Origin of the sequence: Candidatus Kapaibacterium thiocyanatum (genome assembly GCA_001899175.1) — a bacterium.
GTDB classification, from domain to species: domain Bacteria; phylum Bacteroidota; class Ignavibacteria; order Kapaibacteriales; family Kapaibacteriaceae; genus Kapaibacterium; species Kapaibacterium thiocyanatum.
Window position 1 is genome coordinate 353,542 of sequence record MKVH01000021.1, and the last position, 19,524, is coordinate 373,065.

Annotated in this window: 15 protein-coding genes and 1 pseudogene; 7 read left to right on the plus strand and 9 right to left on the minus strand. The window is 57.1% G+C overall.

All coding sequences use genetic code 11. The features are described from left to right. Positions 1 to 34: 34 nt before the first annotated feature. Entirely contained in the window at positions 35 to 652 is a 618-nt protein-coding gene (locus tag BGO89_07665) for a GNAT family N-acetyltransferase (protein ID OJX57863.1), read from the plus strand. 61 nt (positions 653 to 713) lie between these two features. On the opposite strand, the gene BGO89_07670 is transcribed toward BGO89_07665, so the two are convergent. Then, a complete protein-coding gene (locus tag BGO89_07670; protein ID OJX57838.1) occupies positions 714 to 3,794 on the minus strand; it encodes a hypothetical protein in 3,081 nt (1,026 codons plus the stop codon). 194 nt (positions 3,795 to 3,988) lie between these two features. On the opposite strand from BGO89_07670, the gene BGO89_07675 reads away from it, so the two are divergent. Then, on the plus strand, positions 3,989 to 5,386 hold the full coding sequence (locus tag BGO89_07675; GenBank protein OJX57839.1) for a hypothetical protein: 1,398 nt from the start codon (positions 3,989 to 3,991) through the stop codon (positions 5,384 to 5,386). A gap of 51 nt (positions 5,387 to 5,437) precedes the next feature. After that, entirely contained in the window at positions 5,438 to 5,977 is a 540-nt protein-coding gene (locus BGO89_07680) for a hypothetical protein (GenBank protein ID OJX57840.1), read from the plus strand. Between the two features lie 77 nt (positions 5,978 to 6,054). Here BGO89_07680 and BGO89_07685 read toward each other — a convergent pair whose 3' ends face one another. Then, positions 6,055 to 6,354, minus strand: a complete 300-nt coding sequence (locus tag BGO89_07685) for a hypothetical protein (protein OJX57841.1) — start codon at positions 6,352 to 6,354, stop codon at positions 6,055 to 6,057. A gap of 544 nt (positions 6,355 to 6,898) precedes the next feature. Between BGO89_07685 and BGO89_07690 the strand changes: the two genes are divergently transcribed. From BGO89_07690 to BGO89_07705, 4 genes are read left to right on the plus strand one after another with little or no spacing between them, the layout of a single operon-like run. Next, a complete protein-coding gene (locus tag BGO89_07690; protein OJX57842.1) occupies positions 6,899 to 7,477 on the plus strand; it encodes a hypothetical protein in 579 nt (192 codons plus the stop codon). Positions 7,478 to 7,484: 7 nt separating this feature from the next. Continuing rightward, positions 7,485 to 8,732 (plus strand): hypothetical protein, encoded by a 1,248-nt coding sequence (locus BGO89_07695; GenBank protein OJX57843.1) that lies wholly within the window; start codon positions 7,485 to 7,487, stop codon positions 8,730 to 8,732. Between the two features lie 46 nt (positions 8,733 to 8,778). Next, on the plus strand, positions 8,779 to 11,019 hold the full coding sequence (locus BGO89_07700; protein OJX57844.1) for a hypothetical protein: 2,241 nt from the start codon (positions 8,779 to 8,781) through the stop codon (positions 11,017 to 11,019). After that, on the plus strand, positions 11,019 to 11,798 hold the full coding sequence (locus BGO89_07705; protein OJX57845.1) for a hypothetical protein: 780 nt from the start codon (positions 11,019 to 11,021) through the stop codon (positions 11,796 to 11,798). Before BGO89_07700 ends, BGO89_07705 begins: the two co-directional genes overlap by 1 nt. 318 nt (positions 11,799 to 12,116) lie before the next feature. Here BGO89_07705 and BGO89_07710 read toward each other — a convergent pair whose 3' ends face one another. From BGO89_07710 to BGO89_07740, 7 genes and pseudogenes are all read right to left on the minus strand, one after another. After that, positions 12,117 to 12,626: a hypothetical protein gene (locus BGO89_07710; protein OJX57846.1), complete on the minus strand. Its 510-nt coding sequence runs from the start codon at positions 12,624 to 12,626 to the stop codon at positions 12,117 to 12,119. Between the two features lie 124 nt (positions 12,627 to 12,750). Continuing rightward, positions 12,751 to 13,020, minus strand: coding sequence for a hypothetical protein (locus BGO89_07715; GenBank protein ID OJX57847.1), 270 nt, complete (start codon positions 13,018 to 13,020; stop codon positions 12,751 to 12,753). 306 nt (positions 13,021 to 13,326) lie between these two features. After that, the gene (locus BGO89_07720) at positions 13,327 to 13,668 is read right to left on the minus strand and encodes a hypothetical protein (GenBank protein ID OJX57848.1); all 342 of its coding nucleotides are present in this window, start codon (positions 13,666 to 13,668) and stop codon (positions 13,327 to 13,329) included. A 783-nt stretch (positions 13,669 to 14,451) separates the two neighbouring features. Next, a complete protein-coding gene (locus BGO89_07725; GenBank protein OJX57849.1) occupies positions 14,452 to 14,937 on the minus strand; it encodes a hypothetical protein in 486 nt (161 codons plus the stop codon). Next, positions 14,934 to 15,941, minus strand: a complete 1,008-nt coding sequence (locus tag BGO89_07730) for a hypothetical protein (GenBank protein ID OJX57850.1) — start codon at positions 15,939 to 15,941, stop codon at positions 14,934 to 14,936. Before BGO89_07730 ends, BGO89_07725 begins: the two co-directional genes overlap by 4 nt. Before the next feature lie 287 nt (positions 15,942 to 16,228). Next, positions 16,229 to 16,483 (minus strand): hypothetical protein, encoded by a 255-nt coding sequence (locus BGO89_07735; protein OJX57851.1) that lies wholly within the window; start codon positions 16,481 to 16,483, stop codon positions 16,229 to 16,231. A gap of 7 nt (positions 16,484 to 16,490) precedes the next feature. Beyond that, positions 16,491 to 19,524: pseudogene (locus BGO89_07740) on the minus strand (hypothetical protein).

Here is a 19,524-nt window from a genome sequence, read left to right on the forward strand (position 1 = left end):
GACGTCGCCGATCACCCATCACTTCATACCGACCATGGTCCAAGATCCTAGTCCGAACCCGAAGCAGATACTTGCATCCGATATCGTGCTGGAGGACAGTGCCGTACGACTGCGAACGTTGACCGAAGCCGACTTCCATCACCTTCTGCCCTTCGTCCAGACCGACGCGGGTCTGTGGAAGTATTCACCGTCGCGGATCGTCGATGAACGCGATCTGCTTCGCTATCTGGAACAGGCCATCGTCAGTCGCAGCAAGAGAGATCATCATCCCTTCATCGTCTTCGACAAGCTGCAACAAGCGTACGCAGGCTGTACGCGCTTCTACGGCATACAACCCGACTATCTGTCGCTGCAGATCGGCTATACGTGGTATGGAAGTGCCTTCCAGGGCACGAAGGTGAACAAGCATTGCAAGTACCTGCTGTTCCGGTATGCATTCGAAACGCTCGGTATGGAGCGTGTCGAGTTGTGCGCCGACAAGGACAATGCACGCAGTATCGCAGCGATGAAGAGCGTCGGCTGTACCATCGAAGGAATACTTCGAAGCCACATGCCGAAACCGAACGGAGGACGTCGGGACAGTATCGTTCTCAGCATCCTGAAGGACGAGTGGTCCGGGCGCGTGAAGACGGAACTCGAGGCGAAGCTATAGCATCCGACGACGTCATCCATTCACGATCCGTCGACCGCGTGCGGCACGCCTGCAAACACGACTATGGCGTATAGATCTTCCGCGTACTGTTTCTCCCGGACGCGTCCGTGTGGACGATGATCTTCGGTCCACTCGCGTCGATATCGACTTCCCTTCCGAGGACGTCGAAGGCCCGCTCGGATGTCGTCGTACCACGTACATCGCTCTCCGATCGTGACTGCTCGGCAACGAAGGTGGCATCCGGATCGAGATCCAGCATCCGTACATCCGTATTGCGTACGACGACGGCCGAATGATCGTCAGTCCACTGTTTCACCGTGCCGAAGGCATGGTACGGGCATCCATACAACACCTTGCCGTCACGCGTGCGATAGCAGAGAATGGAATCACCACGCCTCGCGAAGACATAGTCCAGCGAGGGACTGGATGATACATACTCCGTGCCGAGGAACAGCGCTTCGGCATCCGGCGACGCCCTGTAGTAATACTCGATCTTCGGCGATTCTTTCTCGACCGCGAAGACGGCCGAGCGATTCCTGCCGATGGCTACCGGCACGCCACCATAGTCGACGATATCGACCAGCCGCTTCGGATATTCCTGTCCGGACCATGAAAGCGTACCCACTGCGAACTCCGACATTCCGACCGGTGGCAGTCCGACCCATCCTCCGCAGAGGATATTCCGGTTCTCCATTTGAGCCATGGTGTACGTGGGATAGCATCCCGTGATCCTTCCGTTCCCATCGATCATGATACTCTCCATGTATCGATCGTAGTAGATCGGATCCGGACTGGCCTTCACCACCTCCGGTGTTCCCATATTGAACACCGACGGTATGAGATACCCCCTGCCGTCGGAGAAGTTCAACGCACCGATATAGAATTCGTACTTACCGATGTCCAGTCCCACTGACCCCCGGTGCATGAAGAATGCCGTCCGGCCATGTCTGTCGGTGGAAATCGCAGGTACTTCTCCATTCGGGAACGGCATCTCCATGCGATGCGATACGACGCTGCGATCCGCAATGTCCATACGATGGATTGTGTCGCGATCGTGCCAGACGATGGCATCGGCGAATCCCGATACGGTGAACCGCGCGAGCGTCGGTACGGGAACGGGCTCGCAGATCTCGACGGGTGGCCCTTCATGTGGATGTCGCCTCACGTGGACCGTATCCTGCGACCTCTGTGCGACGATGACAGCCGACGCATCCGGCGCAGTATACTGTGCGTCGAACGGTCTCTTTCCTTTCCACAGGATGGTATCGTTCCTGAAATCGTACAACATCAGCGAATCGCCGTAGGCATACTCGATCATCAGTCCCGAACCGTCCTCGCAGGCACGGAACGACCATATCCGGGCAACGGGCGATACGAGATACGACTTCCGCGCGACGGCATCGACGACGATCAACTCCGTATCGGTCATCGATGCGAGAACGACCGCGCGTGGCGTCCGGTTGTCCCATACCATCATGTTTCCGACAACCCGACCGATATCCACGCTATCGATACCGTCGGGACCGATGATCCGCACGTGCGATCTCGTGCCACCCGGAGTGAGGGCGACGAGCGTATCGCCTCCTGTACCAACGACCTGGACTTGCCAGTAGTCCCGACGCATGGAGAGAATCAGATCCTTGTACGACCGATGCGCGGACGTAGCCTGCGTCGAGATATCGACGTTCATGTATCCGGTGGCCGTGAGATGCAACTGCATACCCTCGGGATCGAGCATCACCGGCTTGTCCATCTGTGCCCCACCGAGGGAGAAGGTCTTCAGCGGCGGACACTGAACCGGAGCATCGCCCGCCGGTACGATGGCATACGTCCCCATCGAATCGATACTGCACAACGATCTGCCGTCACCGAGGTAGCGGCGGAACCAGAGGTTGTTCCTGCCGAAGCTGCGAACGACCCTGTCGTTCCGCAGTGTACGGCGCGCCATCCCGACGACTGCGGTTTCATACCAGGCCACGATGGAATCGCCTTCGACGTGGAAGGCGCTCGATCTCGGCATGAAGATTCCGGGAATGCTGTCCACTACACGGCGCCTGGTCCTGTCCACTACGAAGAGTTTGTCACCGCGTTCGAGGGAATGCTCGACGTACAGGCCGATGGCGCCGTCCCTGCTCACGGCGAACGGATTCCGTTCGAACGTGAGTGGAACGTCGTTACGCCCCGAATCGACGATGGACATTCCCACCACATCGATGGTCCAGTACCGATCGCCGGCAACCACGTGGAAGTATCCGCCTCGTGGATATATCTCCTGATACTGTCGTTGCACCGGAAGACGATAGATCGTGGACGGACTGCGCGCCGTATCGACGTTGAGGGATACGATCAACGTGTCCATCGAGACGGAGTACCGGGTACTGACGTGGATCGTATCCATCACGAAGGGATACACTGTTGTCCGGCCCCGCGTGAAGAACCTGCCGCTCGTGAGATCCATGTAGGTCGAATCGCCCACGTACAGGGTGCGTTTCGACACCATTTGCATGAAGGTAGCTGTCGGCACGGCGACGTCGGACGTCACGAGGCCCGACCCGACATCGTATCGAACGACGCGCGGTTCGATCGTGTCGGAATATTGCCTGAATCCCTGGACATGGAGCACCGTCGATCCGGCATCCAGGAGGGATATCTGATCGTCGCCGTAGGGGCCCTCGAGCCGCACTTCCTTCACGTGCGGCTGTCCGTCGTCATAGACCAGATAGAGCGTCGGATACTTCCGGCAGATGACGATCCGCGACGATTCATCCACGCCGAGCATTTCCGATCCGACGGGAACCCTTCCGAGTTGCCGCACGGCCTGCGTCGCGTCATCGATATGACTGACGGTTCCATCCCGATGCAAGGCATACAGACCATCCTCACCTTCCAGGCGCCGATAGTCCGCGACGTGTCCAACGATCGACCGTATGCCACGATCGAGATCGATGTACATGATTTCGTCGGTATATGGCGGCGAACAATAGACGACCATTCCGCGTTCCGGAAGGTAGGTCGGGGCATAGTACTGCCGTGCTGACCACGGCTGGATGGACGGTACCCTCCACCGTTCGACGGCCACCTGTGCCGTAGCACTGCTGGAAACGAGCATCGACAGGATGACGATGAGAAACAACGGCTGCATGGCGATCGCTGGAGAATGACCGGATATGTAGCCTATTAACAACAGGGGTCCGGGAAAGTTACCCGCAGTGCATCCGAACAGGAATGTGACTGGGGCCGGAACCTGTTCGTGAACGAATGACCTGTTTTCGTCATGACGATACCGTAGTTCGTGATACTATCATCCGTGATATTCCCCGTGGTCACGTATCCTTCGTGGTTATCGCAGCCTCCACCCACGATCGCCGGCAGTCCATGATCCATCGTTACCCTCTCTTCTCCGTCATCGCGATCGTTCTTGCGGCAGGCAGTATCCCATCGGCACGAGGTCAGGATATCGTCGGTATGGTCAAGCGCGTGAAACCTGCCGTGGTGACCGTGGTTCCTGAGAACGCCTTCGGCCTCGACGAAGGACTCGGCAGTGGCTTCTTCATCGACCGGACACGTGTCGTCACGAACTATCACGTGATCGACGGTGCCTCGGCCGTCAGGATCAAGCTGAACGACAGCACGAAGCTGCATGCGAAACATATCGTCGCCCAGGATTCGGCACTGGACCTGGCCATCCTGGAAATCGACGTCCCGAAGGAATGGAAGGTGGCTCCCCTGCCATTGCTCATACAGGATCCGGAACAGGGGCAACGCATCTACGTCGTCGGCAATCCGCTCGGCCTCGAGCAGAGTATCTCCGACGGCATCGTATCGTCCGTACGGATCGTCAAGGACCAGGGTAAGCAGATCCAGTTCACGGCAGCCATCTCGCCGGGCAACAGCGGCAGCCCGCTGCTCGACGCCAACGGCAAGGTCTACGGCGTAGCGCATACCATCATGCAGGGCGGACAGAATCTCAACTTCGCCATCCCTTCGGAGAAGATCGGAACGTTGAAGATCGGTGAACCCATCGCCTTCCAGCCATCCGTGAAAGTATACGAAGGGATCAGGATGAGAGTCATCGACGCCTTCGTCGTCGACACGACACTGATCGGCAATCCACCGTCGGACCTCGCGCCACGCGATCGGAACATCTGGCGCCTCCGTACTGCCGCACTGCGGGCCCGATGGAAGGCTGAGGTCGTGGACAAGAACATGAGCAGGCTCGTACGTGCCGTCAAACGCAACTACACGGACTTCGACATCGACGGGGATTCTCTCACGATGTCGCAGGCCCATGCCATCATTTCCGAAGCGCTCGGACGCAACGACGCCGACGACGACTATCCACCCGAGATCGCGAGCAGGATCGAGGGCATGAAGCTCGACCTGAAGGCCGCGATGGCGCAGATGTATCTCAGCAATCAGACCGTACCTCTCGGATTCACGGCAGGTATCATCAGCGGTACCGGCCAGATGTGGCAAGAACTGCAGAAGGACCGGCGATACGTCGTCGTCACGGCATCCGACACCACGGCCATCGCGGACATCGACATGGCCGTCTTCCGATATGAAGATGGTATGTGGAAGGCCGTGGCGGCGAATACGAAGGACGATGCGTTTCCCTATGTCTACTTCACCGCACCGGACGCCGGAGAGTACGCCATCGTATGGAGGGTAGCGGAATATACCGGCATAGCGAAGGAAGGCGTCGTCGGCACCTTCATCGTCACTACCGAATGATCATCGATATCACCCACGTCCATTCATCAACACAGGAACAAGGATTCACGCATGCTTCGTTCACGACTCCCGTCGACCGCACCCGATCACCCGCATTCCTTCACCTTGACCGGCATCCTCATCGCCATCGTCCTCATATCGACCGGTTGCGGCGGTATGAACGGCACGTATATCGAGCCGCCGAAGGGTCCACGTGGACTATGCAGTCTGATCGTCGACAACAACTTCAGCAGCGACATCGTGATCAAGCTCTATGAAGTCAAGGATCCCACGCAGGCCCTGCACTACATGTACGTATCCGGAAAATCGACGGCGGTAGTCGAAGGTATCGCACCCGGCAACCTCATGATGCGCTACAGCATGGGCAGGGAGTGGGACAAGACGAAGAAGATGTTCCTCCACGATCGCGCCAACTTCGAAACGGACCAGGTCTTCAAGTTCGAACAGTCCGAGACGGAAGTCAGCACGAGCGACGGCATCCGCAAGGAGAAGCACTGGAGCGTCCAGCAGCTCAAGCTGAATGCGAACGGTGTGGAAGGCAACGTGACGACGTCCCAGATCGACGACGACGAGTTCCAGGACAGGAAGTGATCGCTCTCCGTGACGTATCGGACCGACGACGCTCTATACGGTATGACACGACCAGCCCATCGTAGCGAACCGTTCTTTCAGGACGACATTCCGACGTCGTTCCATCGGCTCCCGAGGAGTCGGTGGATGATATGCCCATAGCGTTGGTCATCGTTCGTCGATACAACACCGTACGGAATCGGAGGAAGCCGGGCCTTTCCACGGTCTTCGACCCGTACCGGACTACATCGTGACGTACCGGATCGTACGCAGGCCGCCGAATGGCGGCCTGCCCGATCCGTATCCAGCTCCCCGACCAGGATTCGACCACCTTCCCGCACAGGGTTCGAGCCTGTATTACAGTATCCCGTATGGATTCCGTGCACGGACCTGTCCATCCGAAGCACGGCAACTATCGACGTCCACCACCACGGACCGGTACATTGCCTTGACGGGCTGTCCACCCACTGATGCCAGGTGCACTATCGAACAGCTCACCGTGGAAATCGGTATGAACGAAACATGACTCCAATAACGACGAAGAACGACAGACAACGGTCATACGATTAATGCAATCATCCTCGAACATGGCTCGTTTCCGGTATCAGTTGCAGGAAAGACCATATCTCCGGAATGTCATCATGATAGCTCATCCATCCATGCATACTCCTGCAATGACGATTCATCCGCGGCAGGTACGATGAAGCATCGAATGCCAGCGGCGAGTATCCGAAGACGAGTCATGACGAATCACATGGTCATCGGTACATGATTGCGTCGTAGCGCATCGGCCTCCTCCAAAAAGCCACCCTTTCACCCGGCACCCCCGCGCGAAGGTTATCCTCGCCGCACACCTCCCACTCGGGATCACGACGGTCCTTCCTGAAATATTTTTGTTCCGTCGGCATTCTCCTGTGAGACGATTCGTCGCGACGTGCGTCATTGTCCTCGAATGCACGACGGAACCACACGATGAACCCAATGACCACACCGGATACCGAACTCATGGCGGCTGTACGCGCCGGAGACGCCGATTGCGAGGCGGCCTTCCGTGAGCTGTACAGGCGCCATGCCGACCGGGTCTACCGCTACGCCCTGAAGGTCGTGAACGGTGATGCCCGCGCCGCCGATATCCTGCAGGACACGTTCATGAAGTTCCTGGTCGTGCTCCGCAACGGCGAGCTGATCGAGAACGTGCCGGCCTTCCTGATGCGTATCTGCCGCAACCTGTGCCTGGACCTGCGGCGCAACGAGCGGATGGACTTCATCGATCCGCAGTTGATCACCCTTACCACGGAAGACGAATCGCTGGAAGACCGGGACCTGCAGGAACACCTTTCCGCAGCCATCGCCAGCCTGCCCGACCACTATCGCGAGGCACTGGTGATGCACGTCTATGGCGGCCTGAGTTACGCGGAGATATGCGAAGCCACGGAATCGTCCCTGCCGATGGTCCGCAACCGTATCTCCCGCGCACGTCAATGGCTGCGTTCCGCACTTCTTCCCCTCTTCAGGAATTGAGGCTACGATGCACAACGACGACGATATGATCGAACGCTTCCTCGAAGGACAGACCTCGAACGAGGAGAATGAAGCCCTGTTCAGCGCCCTCGCTTCGGACAACACGCTCCAGGCCGAATTCCGCACGTCCGTGGGCATTCGCCGCACCTTCGAGCGTGAAGCCGCCACCATCAAGGCCCCTCCTGCCGTCCTCGATTCGCTGATGGCCTCGGCCACGGCATCCGGTCTCATACCGCCTGCACCGGTCGTAACGGCTCCCGCGGCGGGCTCGATTTCCGGTGGGATCATCAAGTTGTTCATCCTGCTCGGCGCCATGGTCATCGGCGCGGCATTGTATCCGGTGCTGTTCAGGAACGACGAAGACGCAACACGGCAACGTCCGGCAACGGCCCAGGGTATCGGCGAACCTTCCATGAATCGTGGTGTCGAAACGACGCCGGGCGATGCATCCGCTTCGAACGACGGCCAACACCTCGCAACGCCGCACGGCGCCGTAGCGCCGCGTACGACGTCGCCCACGGCAGTGATGACCGACGGTGAACCTGTACGATCCTCGACGGCCACGGTCATTTCGGAACGTCCGTCTCACCGGTCGTCTTCTGCACGTACGACGACGACGTCGCGCGAACCTGCCGTATCGAACGTCGCCACGCTACCGATACAGCCAGCTTCCACCGACGTCGCGACGACGGCGACGGATGTGGAATCCGAGGAAGCGCCCATCTCGCCGTCCATGCCCATCGCCGCGTTCGAGCCGACGGCACCCGACGTCGATTCACGGAATGCCACGGCGGAGCCCATCGCCCTGTCCGACGACACCTCGGTCGACGGTTTCTCCCGCTTCGAATTCCGCTTCCATTCACAGGCGCTCGGCAGGGATATCGGCGGCTACATCGACGGAGTATCGCCCTGGGCGAACTTCGGTGGCGAACTCGGTTATCGCTTCGACGATATCTCGTCGGCCGGCCTCGGCTTCTACCATGTCGTCATGCCTGAGGACACGGCCATCTTCATGCGCTGGTGGGGATCGTACTACAGAGTCACACCGGACATCGGCCTGCCCTTCCAGCTACGCCCATACATCCAGGCCACCATCGGCGGATGCGAACGAGGTGTCGTCATCGCACCGTCCATCGGCCTCACCATGCCTGTCGGCATGTTCTCGCTTTCTCTCGGGGCGGACGTCACGGCCCTCGCACGCACGACGTTCACGGTTCGGCCAGCCATGCGCCTGGCTATAGGCATCACTTTCTGACCTTTACTTCGGGAAACGTACAATGACCATTCTTCGATGGGCCGGAATGCCGGCCATGGCAGCGCTATGCCTTGTCGGCACCGCCCGCTCGGCACCTGCCGACGGATGCATCAAGGGAATCGTCCGCGATTCCGCTACGCAACAGCCGCTGCCGTTCGCCACCGTCTTCGACTCCACGTCAAAACGGGGTATCTATTCGAACCGCGAGGGGGCGATGAAGCTGTGCTCCATGAAGCCCGGACGACACATTCTCACGGCCTCCATGCTCGGCTATGGCCATCGTACCGTCACGGTCGACATCATAAAGGACGATACTGTCGACGTCGTCTTCGACCTCGCACCCACGACCATCGATGCCGAGAACGTCGTCGTAACGGCCGATCGCGGTCAATTCGATGCAACGGCCGTCAGCACCGTTTCCATCCCCATGCAACAGATACGCCAGATGCGCTTCGGTGGAGAGAGCGACGTCTCGCGTGCCATCCTCATGCTGCCCGGCGTATTGTCGGCCTCGCAAGTATCGAACGGCCTCTTCATCCGTGGCGGCTCGCCCGATCAGAATCTCATCCTGCTCGATGGCATGACGGTCTACAATCCGTCCCACCTCTTCGGCATGATCAGCGCCTTCAACAGCGAAGCCGTCCAGAGCGTCGAGCTGCAGAAGGGCGGCTTCCCCGCCGAGTACGGAGGCCGCATGAGCGCCGTCATGAACGTCACGCAGAAGGACGGGAACAAGGAACATATCGAAGGCATGCTCGGCGTCGGCCTTCTCTCCAGCCGCCTGGCCCTCCAAGGTCCACTTGGCAATGGTGCGTGGTTCGTTGGCGGACGTCGAACCTACGCCGATCTTCTCATGGGGGCCCTGCCTCAAGATCCTCAGGACCCCTTTCCCAAGTTCAACTTCCACGACCTGAACGTCAAGGTCTCCCAGCACTTCGGCAGTCACAAGCTCACGTTGAGCGGCATCCAGTCGAGAGATGTACTGACGCTCGATCAACCCGGACTCTACTTCGACGTAGGCGTAGGCAATGCGGCCACCGCCCTGTCGTGGCAACATACTGTAGCGTCCGGTCTCGTTCTCCATGCGACCGCGAGCGCCAGTCAATACGCCAATACGTTCTCCGCTCGCAATGACGGGCATGGATATGGTATCTCGAACAGCATCACGGACTATTCGCTGAGGACGGGAGCCGATCTCTTCATCAGCGACGACGTCCAGATGAAGTTTGGCTACGAAGGCACGATCTACCGTTTCGCCTACGACCAGACACTGGACGGCGCACGGATTCCCGAAGGCAACTCTCCCACCAAGAGCCCTGCACACCTCAGCTTCGTCGACGACGTCCACGGAGCCTTCGCCCAGGCGAGCTTCAATGCCGCAGCCAACCTCTCCATCACGGGTGGTATCCGCGCAGGCTACTGGAACATGAAGAATGCCGTAACGGTGGATCCCCGGTTGTCGATTCGCTACCAGCTCTCCGAAGACGTCACCATCAAGGGCGCGTGGGGACTCTATCACCAGTACCTGCGCATGGCCACCATGCCTGAGTACTCGTTCTTCGACATGTGGCTGCCGACGGACGCCACCTCGCCCATCAGTCGATCCGATCACTACATCCTCTCCCTCGAAACGCGACCGTTCGAGGACATCGCCTTCAACGTCGACGTCTACTACAAGCGTCAGCACAACATCAACGAAGTGAACTCGTTGCAGACGTCGACGTCGTCCGTTGCCGACCTCTTCCACTTCGGATCGGCCGACTCCTACGGCATCGAGTTCTTCCTGCAACGTCGTTATGGCGCGCTCACGGGCTGGATCGGCTATGCGCTCGGATGGGTCGACGCGCAGTTCGCCAACATCAACGGTGGCCTCGCCTATCATCCCAAGTACGACCGAAGGCATGACTTCAAGGTCACGCTCCTCTACGATATCTCGGACACATGGGAAGTCGGCGCCACGTTCACGCTGCAGTCGGGCCAGGGCTATACCGGTGCGACGTCGCAGTTCAACCCTACCCTCATGGGCGAGAGTCCTTCGAGCGGCATGGTCATGCCATCGCAGCAATGGGGCAGGAAGCTCCCCGCATCGCACCAGCTCAACATGGTCGTGACCTACAAGACCACGCTCGCCGACATGCCCTTCAACATCGTCGTCGACATCTTCAACGTCTATGCGCGCCGCGACATCCTGATGCGCACCTATGAGATGGACGGCGGTCAGGCACGTTCGTCCGACGTTCGACTCCTCCCGATCATTCCAACCATTTCCGCGGAGCTTCGATTCTGATGCTGCAACGTATCATCACCTCGACCATCATGATTGCCGCTGCGCTCGGTCTCGTCTCGTGCGCCGACAACGGCATCGCCTATCAATCGGAAACCGTCATCGAAGCCTATCTCTACGTCGGTGAACCCATACGCGACGTCCGCGTCTATCGCACGCAGGATCTGTCGGGTCCCATCGACCAGCGCGCGGCCAGCGTCACGAATGCCGTCGTCACCATCGTCGGTCCCGACGGTCCCATCCATCTCCGCTTCGTCGACGACGACGGTGGTGGCCACTACGAAGCCGCGGACAAGACGATCCGTGTGGCGCCTTCGGCGCACTACACTCTCAGCGTGGACATCGTCGGAGCGCAATACACCGGCAGCACGACGACGCCTGGCGTCACGACGTGGGTCACGCCCATCGCCGATACGCTGCGTCATCCCGTCGCCGACGAGTTCGCATGGCAGGGCGACGGCGGTGACGGGCACTGGCTGGTCTCCTTCACCTGTACGGACACGACGGGCGGTCGCCTGCCCTACATGGACGCGAAGCAGCCTCCACTCAGTTCGACCTACTTCACGTCCATTCCCCGATCCTCGATACAATGGGGATCGAGTCCATGGTTCGGTCCGTATCGCTGCGTCGTCTACACACCCGACGCCAACCTCTTCAAATGGTTCACGGCCGTCGGTCTCGGTGGCCCGTTCTTCGACAGGCGATACAGCAGCATCGACGGTGGAATCGGCGTCTTCGGCTCGGCCAGCCGGGTCGAAGCCTCGGTGATGGTGACAAGGTAGAACCGATATCGGCGCGGATCGTCATCGTGATGCGCAACGGGCCGGCGGGATGGGCTCCGCCCGGCCCTGCGGGCTTCGGGATCCGATGGCGGGCCTATACGTTTCTCCGACAATGCCTTCGCACCCGTAGCGTCCTGCACGCGTCGACAGACAGGGGTATGATCGACAGCGACAGGAACTGCATTTCAAGACGTTCACCGGCTATGTCGCCAAAGGAAAATGGTCGTTCAATCGATGACAATGAACGTGAGAGGGAATTCCGATAGCAAGCCATTCTTCGACCCGTCAATGCCATCATCAACATTCTGGAACGCTACACTACCTTCCTTCAGCATTCGCTTCGATAATGTCAATGATATACTGTCCGAGAACACCAAGAGACTCAAGCCAAACAAAGCATTCAGGCCGCTTTTCTACTAGTTGTTTCGCCACTTCCCGCAGATTTGGATCTCCATGATTCAAGGAAAGCCATTCGTACAACCTATTACCGGGTTGCATTTGATACGGTTGCTTTCGCATCAGAATTGCATCACTAAGAGAGACTCGAAAACACCATTCACCTTTACTGATAATGAACCCCATGAGAAACAAATAGTCCGGATTCTCTCCATACAATAACGACGATTCATGATAATACTCGATCATTTGCTGCTGATAGTAGTCGGTTGGCTCTGTCTCGTCCATCCCTTCGGCCAGGTTATCGACAAGAATGAACACTACACGAGCATACAACTCGATCGAGCACTGGTGCGCGGCTCTCTCGATATCGAAATGATATATCAGCCTTCTACAGTCGAGCTGTTTTTCAGCTAATACTAGATTGTGCATGTTACTCACTACGGGCTCCAGAATACTGCAGTGTAGTCCATCATTCTTAGAGGATCCGGCAAGGTCCTATGGGTGCATCAAACCCGGTATGAACACGGCATCAACATATTGGAACGCTACCTCATCAACTTGTTGGAACACTACCCTCCAATCCTTCTAGTGCTTTCAAAGCCTGGATGATCTCTTGTTCTAATCGATCATCTCCATAGAAACTTGGATCCTCTCTCCTCATCTGTTCGTCTGGCTCGTAATAGTCGAGATCGATAGCAAGCGTCGATAGAATCTCGAAGTATGGGCCTTCACCATTCCTGTCCCATATCTCATTCTGGAACTGTTTGATAAGTTCTGTACGCTGAGCCTTGTCCTCGAGAATTGCCCTAAGTATGCTGATCATGGTAATGGCACCAGAGTCTTTTTAACAAGCTTTGATCCACGCAAGACTGTCGTTAGTACTCCTGTTCTAGGATTCACCCAAGCAATCCGATTCCTTGCCCGATGATTCTTCGAATCCATCCACACATTGGAACACGAGGTTCGGACTTCCCACGGTAGTATGCCAAAAAACGGTCCGTTCCTTCGTCGCCGAGGGAAATGGTCGTTCAATCGATGACAATGAACGTGAGAAGGAATCCCGCTGGCAAGCCATCCTTCGACCCATCAATGCCATCATCAACATTTTGGAACGCTACCCCCTGGAACACTACCCTATGAACCAATAACTATCCAACTGTCCATCCCAACTCTCTCCGTATGTAAATATCTCGATAAACTGAATTCTATTGTTGGAAATGGCGACTTCATAGCCTAGGCCATATTCCAAGCCCGGAATTCCAATTCGCTCATTGGTACTTATCGCCCCATCTTTCATTCCAAGATCGGGGACAGCAGCACCTGTGTCTGTGTAATAGAAGTTGACGTACATCCCGACTCCTGTCGGAGTCCTGCTTTCGACTCGAAGCAACGGAATATGAGGCGCAATGCTTGAATACACTGCCGCAAGCCTCAGAAGTAGTGTACGTTCGAATTCGTTCAGGCTATCCATGCTATAACCCTTGTCGACTGAATGACGACAAAACGACTTGGCCGTTAACAACCCGTCCACCGATTAATCTAACCCTTAGTCCTCCAACATTAATAATATTGCCCATATTACCAGAAGGGAGAACACCTTGCGCATTCGGCGTTAGAGTACCGGCCCTAAGAGCGTTATTTGCTGCACTCTGCACCGCGTTAAAGGCCGCTTCCTGCGAGCCATACTTGCCTACCAACCCATCAAGTGCATGGGTCGGGTTTCCCAAAATATGATTGAAGCGATTTCCATCTATGGAACGCCCGTTTGTCGACCTACCATCCTGGTGCAACGGCACCGCCACTCCACCCGTAGGAGGAACACGTACGACCCTCGGAATGTTACCGTTACCGAACGCCCCGCGCCACACCATCAACACATTGGAACACGAGGTTCAAATGTCTGCCGGTAACAAGCCAAAGAATAGTTTGTTTGCCTTTCATTGAGAAAACGTTCGATCATTCCACGACGGCGAAAGCGAGAGGGAACCCCGTCGTCAAGCCGTTCTCCGGCTATTCGGCGACGGTATCAACATATTGGAACACTACCCCGCACGGTAATAAGCCAAGGAACAGTTCGTTCCGCTTTCGCCGAGAGAAACAGCGTATCAGTTCACGACTGAGAAGGTGGAAAGGAATCCCGCTATCGAGCCATTCTTCACTCGCTCGATGGCGGCATCAACATGTTGGAACACTACCACTCCGTTCGACCTGTGCCTGTAATCATGTTCAATGCCATCATCAACATTCTGGAACGCTACTCTTCTGGATCTCCCCATTCATGGCCCCAGTTCTCCAAAGACCACCCCTCGACTAATCTCTCACATAATAGTGTGTCGTTCCATATCCCGAACGAAGACAATTGCTTTTCCTCAGGCGAAAGTACTTTTACCAGTCTTCGCACTAAAGTATCAGTATCAACAATGAGCCAGCCAAGGAATGCTCCCCGTACGATGTGTATTTCACGCATATACTTTGGCATGGAATACGCTTCAGGTGAAGCATATCCAACCTTTCTGACGATTTTTTTCCTGTACGCTGCATTTAGTGGGAAAAGGACGAAATACCTCTCTTGCATTGCAGCAATAGCCTCGATATCGTGCGGTGTCTCCAAATATAGACCAGGGAGTACTCGAACCAGCTCACAGTTTGTTGGATGCTGATATATAAAATGTAGATAGGCCTTTCCCGCAGGCGTGTCTATCTCGAAAATATCTCCAACGATAGTTTTGGTCTTACTCATTTTGGTGGAAATCCAATTGTTTTTAGGAGTTCATAACCTCGTTCGATTTGCGCTCTGTATTCAGGCTTCCATGGTGCGATGCTGTTGATCTTGTTCAGCAACGAGCCTCCATTTTTTCCTAGGCCGTGATACTCGATTAGCACCTGTTCCACTGCCCTTGCGTCCTCTCTCTTAAGCACTGTCATCAGTTCGGTAATATCAATGCCTCTGGTCCGCAAATGATCTGCGGTGCGCCGTGCAAGATTGTTCGTTATTCCAACATACTGAATAATACCTCTTTCAGTCCGCGATACGTAGACGATCGTCTTTTCGACAATAGGCAGAGTCTTGGCCGCTCTGTACGTCCATTTGCCAAGCTTGACCATCATCCCTTCGGGACCGCCGTAGAGGAATATGCCACCTTCAATGATACCTTGTGCGATACCCCATCCTTCAGGATCCATCCCCTGCTGTTGCTGCGGAAGCGACGGCGCCGGTGAGAGAGTAGCATTCCATGGACCCGTCAAGCCCGGTACCTGGCGGGGGAATCGAGGATCGTCTGAGTGGATCGGTGTGGACGTAGAGGTCGCATCACGGCGTGGAAGCCCATCCTGATTCGACAGGAACTGCTTCACGTCGTTCTGCCACTCTTTTGTCTTGTCCATGGCGTCCAGCACCATCTTCTCATGCACCGGATCGTAGTTGATCTCGATGATGATATCCTCGACCCGCTTGACCCGGACCTTGTCCTTCTTCGGAAGTCCCTCCCGGCCGGCAACGGCATCGATGGGTTTCTCGGGCGGGCCGTAGTAGCCCCCACCCCCTCCGCCTCCATTTCCACCACCAACCAACCCCGTCGGGTCCATGAAGTTGATGGGATCATGGAAGGAGTAGGCATACGGCGAGTACCCGACCGATTGGCTCCACAGTGCATCCACACCAGTGAAGGCTCCCTGCGTCTTGCTGTACTTCCGCGCGCCCATGTCCATGAGACGCTCGTGATACAGATTCGCATTCAGCACCACATTGAACTGCGGCGCCGTCTCGTAGTCCGATTCCTTACCGATAATTCCTCGAATCCATCAACACATTGGAACACGAGGTCTAAATGCCGCACGGTAATAAGCCAAGGAACGGTTCGTTCCGCTTTCGACGAGGGAAACGGCGTACCAGTTCACGACTGAGAAGGCGGAAAGAACCCCACTATCGAGCCATTCTTCACCCGCTCGATGGCGGCATCAACATGTTGGAACACTACCTCGGCGACGGTATCAACATATTGGAACACTACCTTCTGGAACGCTACCCCTTATTATACGAAGAAGATATCCATGATCTCTTCGAGAATACGCCCCTCGGGATTTAGCTTGTAGTCCATGTCAAACCCCACAACTAGCAATCTTTCACTCGCCCAATCTTGAATGTCATCTGCTTGGTCCTCGTCAATAGTCAGCAGGACGCGTTTGTCTTCAAACTGAAACTCAATGAGTTGCCAGATTGCCATATTCTCTTTCGAGAAATGATCCAGCAGGTACTCGTACTGTGTCTTGGAGATTATCAGTTGCATACTTCGCTCACTTTCTTACAGATCGAAGGAGCTTTGCTAGCCTTTTCGCTCCAATCGGGTTAACAGAAAGGATCTTTCCTGTTTCCGGATTAATCGCAACTTCACCCAGCCTACCAAAGAATCGTTGGCTTTGACGCCCAGCTGCATCTGTCACAATTCTGCCAATCTTCAGAGGATTGGTTAGTGTGTTAAAGATAGCTGGTTTCGTGATTCCACGTTCTGCGGCTCTCTCCACTGCGTGCAGCGTCATTCCAGTGATTCTCACCCCATTGGCCGCATTGAATCCATTCAGTATTAGCAGTCCACCCTTGTAATACTCGTACAACGTTACCGGGCTTACCACCCAAGGCGTTGTTCTTACAATATTCTCTCCAATCTGATTCGCAAGTGGGTCCATCTGCCGCAGTCGTTCTGCTGGTGAGGGCGGTGTTGTAATCATTCCTTGAGCGCTCGGCCCCTGCTGAGAGGTGGCAGCAATCGCCATTCGAGCCAATTCCTTATCGGCATCCGTCAGGTAGTTCTTTGAGCGAATGTTCGCATCCGCCCGAATTGGTTGTACGATCGACGTTGCATCGCGGCGCGGAATACCGTCCTGATTGGACAGAAACTGCCTTGCTCCAGATTGCCACGCAGCAGCCCGGTCGAGTGCGTCAGCCTTCATGATCGGATAGTACGGGTCCGTCGCATCGACGACAACGACGACCTCGACCACTCTCACCTTCTCCTTGTCTTCCTCCGGAATTCCCGGACCTGCCCTGACGCCATCGTCCGGTTTGTAGGGCACGCCAGCGATAGCACCACCACCCTCATTCCCACCACCCGCCAACCCCGTCGGGTCCATGAAGTTGATGGGATCATGGAAGGAGTAGGCATACGGCGAGTACCCGACCGATTGGCTCCACAGTGCATCCACACCAGTGAACGCTCCCTGCGTCTTGCTGTACTTCCGCGCACTCATGTCCATGAGGCGCTCGTGATACAGGTTCGCATTCAGCACCACGTTGAACTGCGGCGCCGTCTCGTAGTCCGATTCCTTGCCGAGATAGCCTCTTCTCTGGTCGTTCGCCACCGTCACATCGACACCGAACGGGAGGTAGTCGCGCACCTTCTGATACGCATTCTTCCCTACCGCGAACCGCTCCGAGCCCTGGATGTCCGTGCCCACGAAGCGTGCGACCATGGCGCCGTTGGCATCGCGTTCCCAGACGATGTTCACACCATCCACGCCGTACGACCGGTATTCGACCGGATAGAAGAAGACCCGGCGTTCCGTGGGACCTCCGTCGCAGGCGCCACGGCTGATCTGACGGCCGTGATAGACGACCTGCTGTTCGTCACCCACCCCTTGCAGGTAGTACGTCCAGGGAAAGACGGTACCGCACGAGGAGTCGGACGTCGGCGAGAGGACGAGGCGCTTGATCTCGCGCTCGCCCGACGGCGAATACGAATACTGCCATTCCATCTTGTTCGCCAGCGAGAACGAGAGCGAGTACGGAGGATTGACCACACAGACCGGTGGTTGACGACCGGTCTTCATGCCGGTGGCATCGGTCTGCATCTTGACGAGGCGGTCGTTGTAGCCGTAGTGGAACCATTCCCTGGTGTACGGCACGGTGGGAGCCATGCCCTGCGGACGCAGGTAACGATAGTTCAATGCGCCGTCCCGGTTGTACGTCTGGTCGTCCGTCAGAATCTCGCCGTTGACGCTCGGAGCGATGTCCGTCGGCGCATTGGTCGCCGATACCGGGAGCGGCGCATAGGTATGCCCTGCCACCACACCCGTCTTCGTCGTCTGCGTGCGGCGGGCGATCTCGTTCACGTCGTACGTCTCGCTCTTCCACGGCGTGAGGTTGTGGTCCACGTCGGCTGTCACGAGCCGCCCGGCGTTGTCGTACGTGTACGTGTGGTCGTAGACGTCGCCGTCGAGCAGCGTGCTGCTGCGCTGCGTGATGCGGCCGCCGTTGTCGCGCGTGTAGATGTCGCTCGAGCTGACGGGGTCGAGGTCCCACGAGTGGTCCTGCTGCTGCAGGCGCCAGCGGGGATCGTACAGGTATGTGGTATTGAGTTCGCGGTTCAGGTCGTCGGCATCGTGATAGACCTTGCTCGTGAGGTTGCCCGCGGCATCGTACGAATACGTGACACGCGGAGCGCCACCCGGACGTGGTATGAGGGCAGGTTTGACGATACCGACGAGGGGAGCGTAGAAGCCGAAACCATTGATGGGACCGGTGGCATCGGCATTCGTCACACTCGACGTCATCTCGGCCACACGGCCGTTGTCGTCGTAACCGTACCACGTGGCATACTGCCGGAGGGCGTCGACGACGTGGATGCTCGTGATCTGGTCCGACGAGTTGTACGAGTAGTAGACGGCATCGAAGCCGAGAGCCGGCGTAAGCTTCAGCACGCATTCCACGCGGCCGCGTTCGTCGTAGCTGTAGACGCGGTAGCGATACGGCTCGTAGGGATGGTCGCGGTAGGCTACTGCGGCCACACGACCTGCCTGGTTGCGAACCGTACCGGTCTTCGAGAGGCCGTTCCATGTCGCGGGTGCCGGGAAGTACTTCCAGAACGAACCACTGCCACCCGTCGGCATCTGATCGTAGGAGATGGCCTGACGTCCGTTGTGCGGGTTGTCGGTGAAGTCCTCGAAGTCGTTCGTCGCCGAGACGGGACCATACGGAGCCGCCTCATTGTAGACGCAGATGTCGACGGGTTTGATGATCGTCCGCTCGAGGGCGTTGAACGCGAAGAGCGCTTCATAGGGCGGTCTGGCATCGTCCCACGGTGGCAGACAGGCAGCGGCGCCTGCCCTGTTGTCCGGCGAGAGTGGCGGCAGCAGCGGATAGATGCTCGGCGGCGTCGGAAGCGGTACCGTGCCCCAGAAGAGCGACGGGTTCACCGTCGCGCTCTTGTATGCGCTGCCCGTTCCCGTGAGGTTGATGGTGGACGAGTCGAGCCCATTGAAGGCGCTCGAACTCTCGAAGACGGCCTCGCCGATGGCCGTCATACGACCCAGGTCGTCGTACTGATAGAACGTC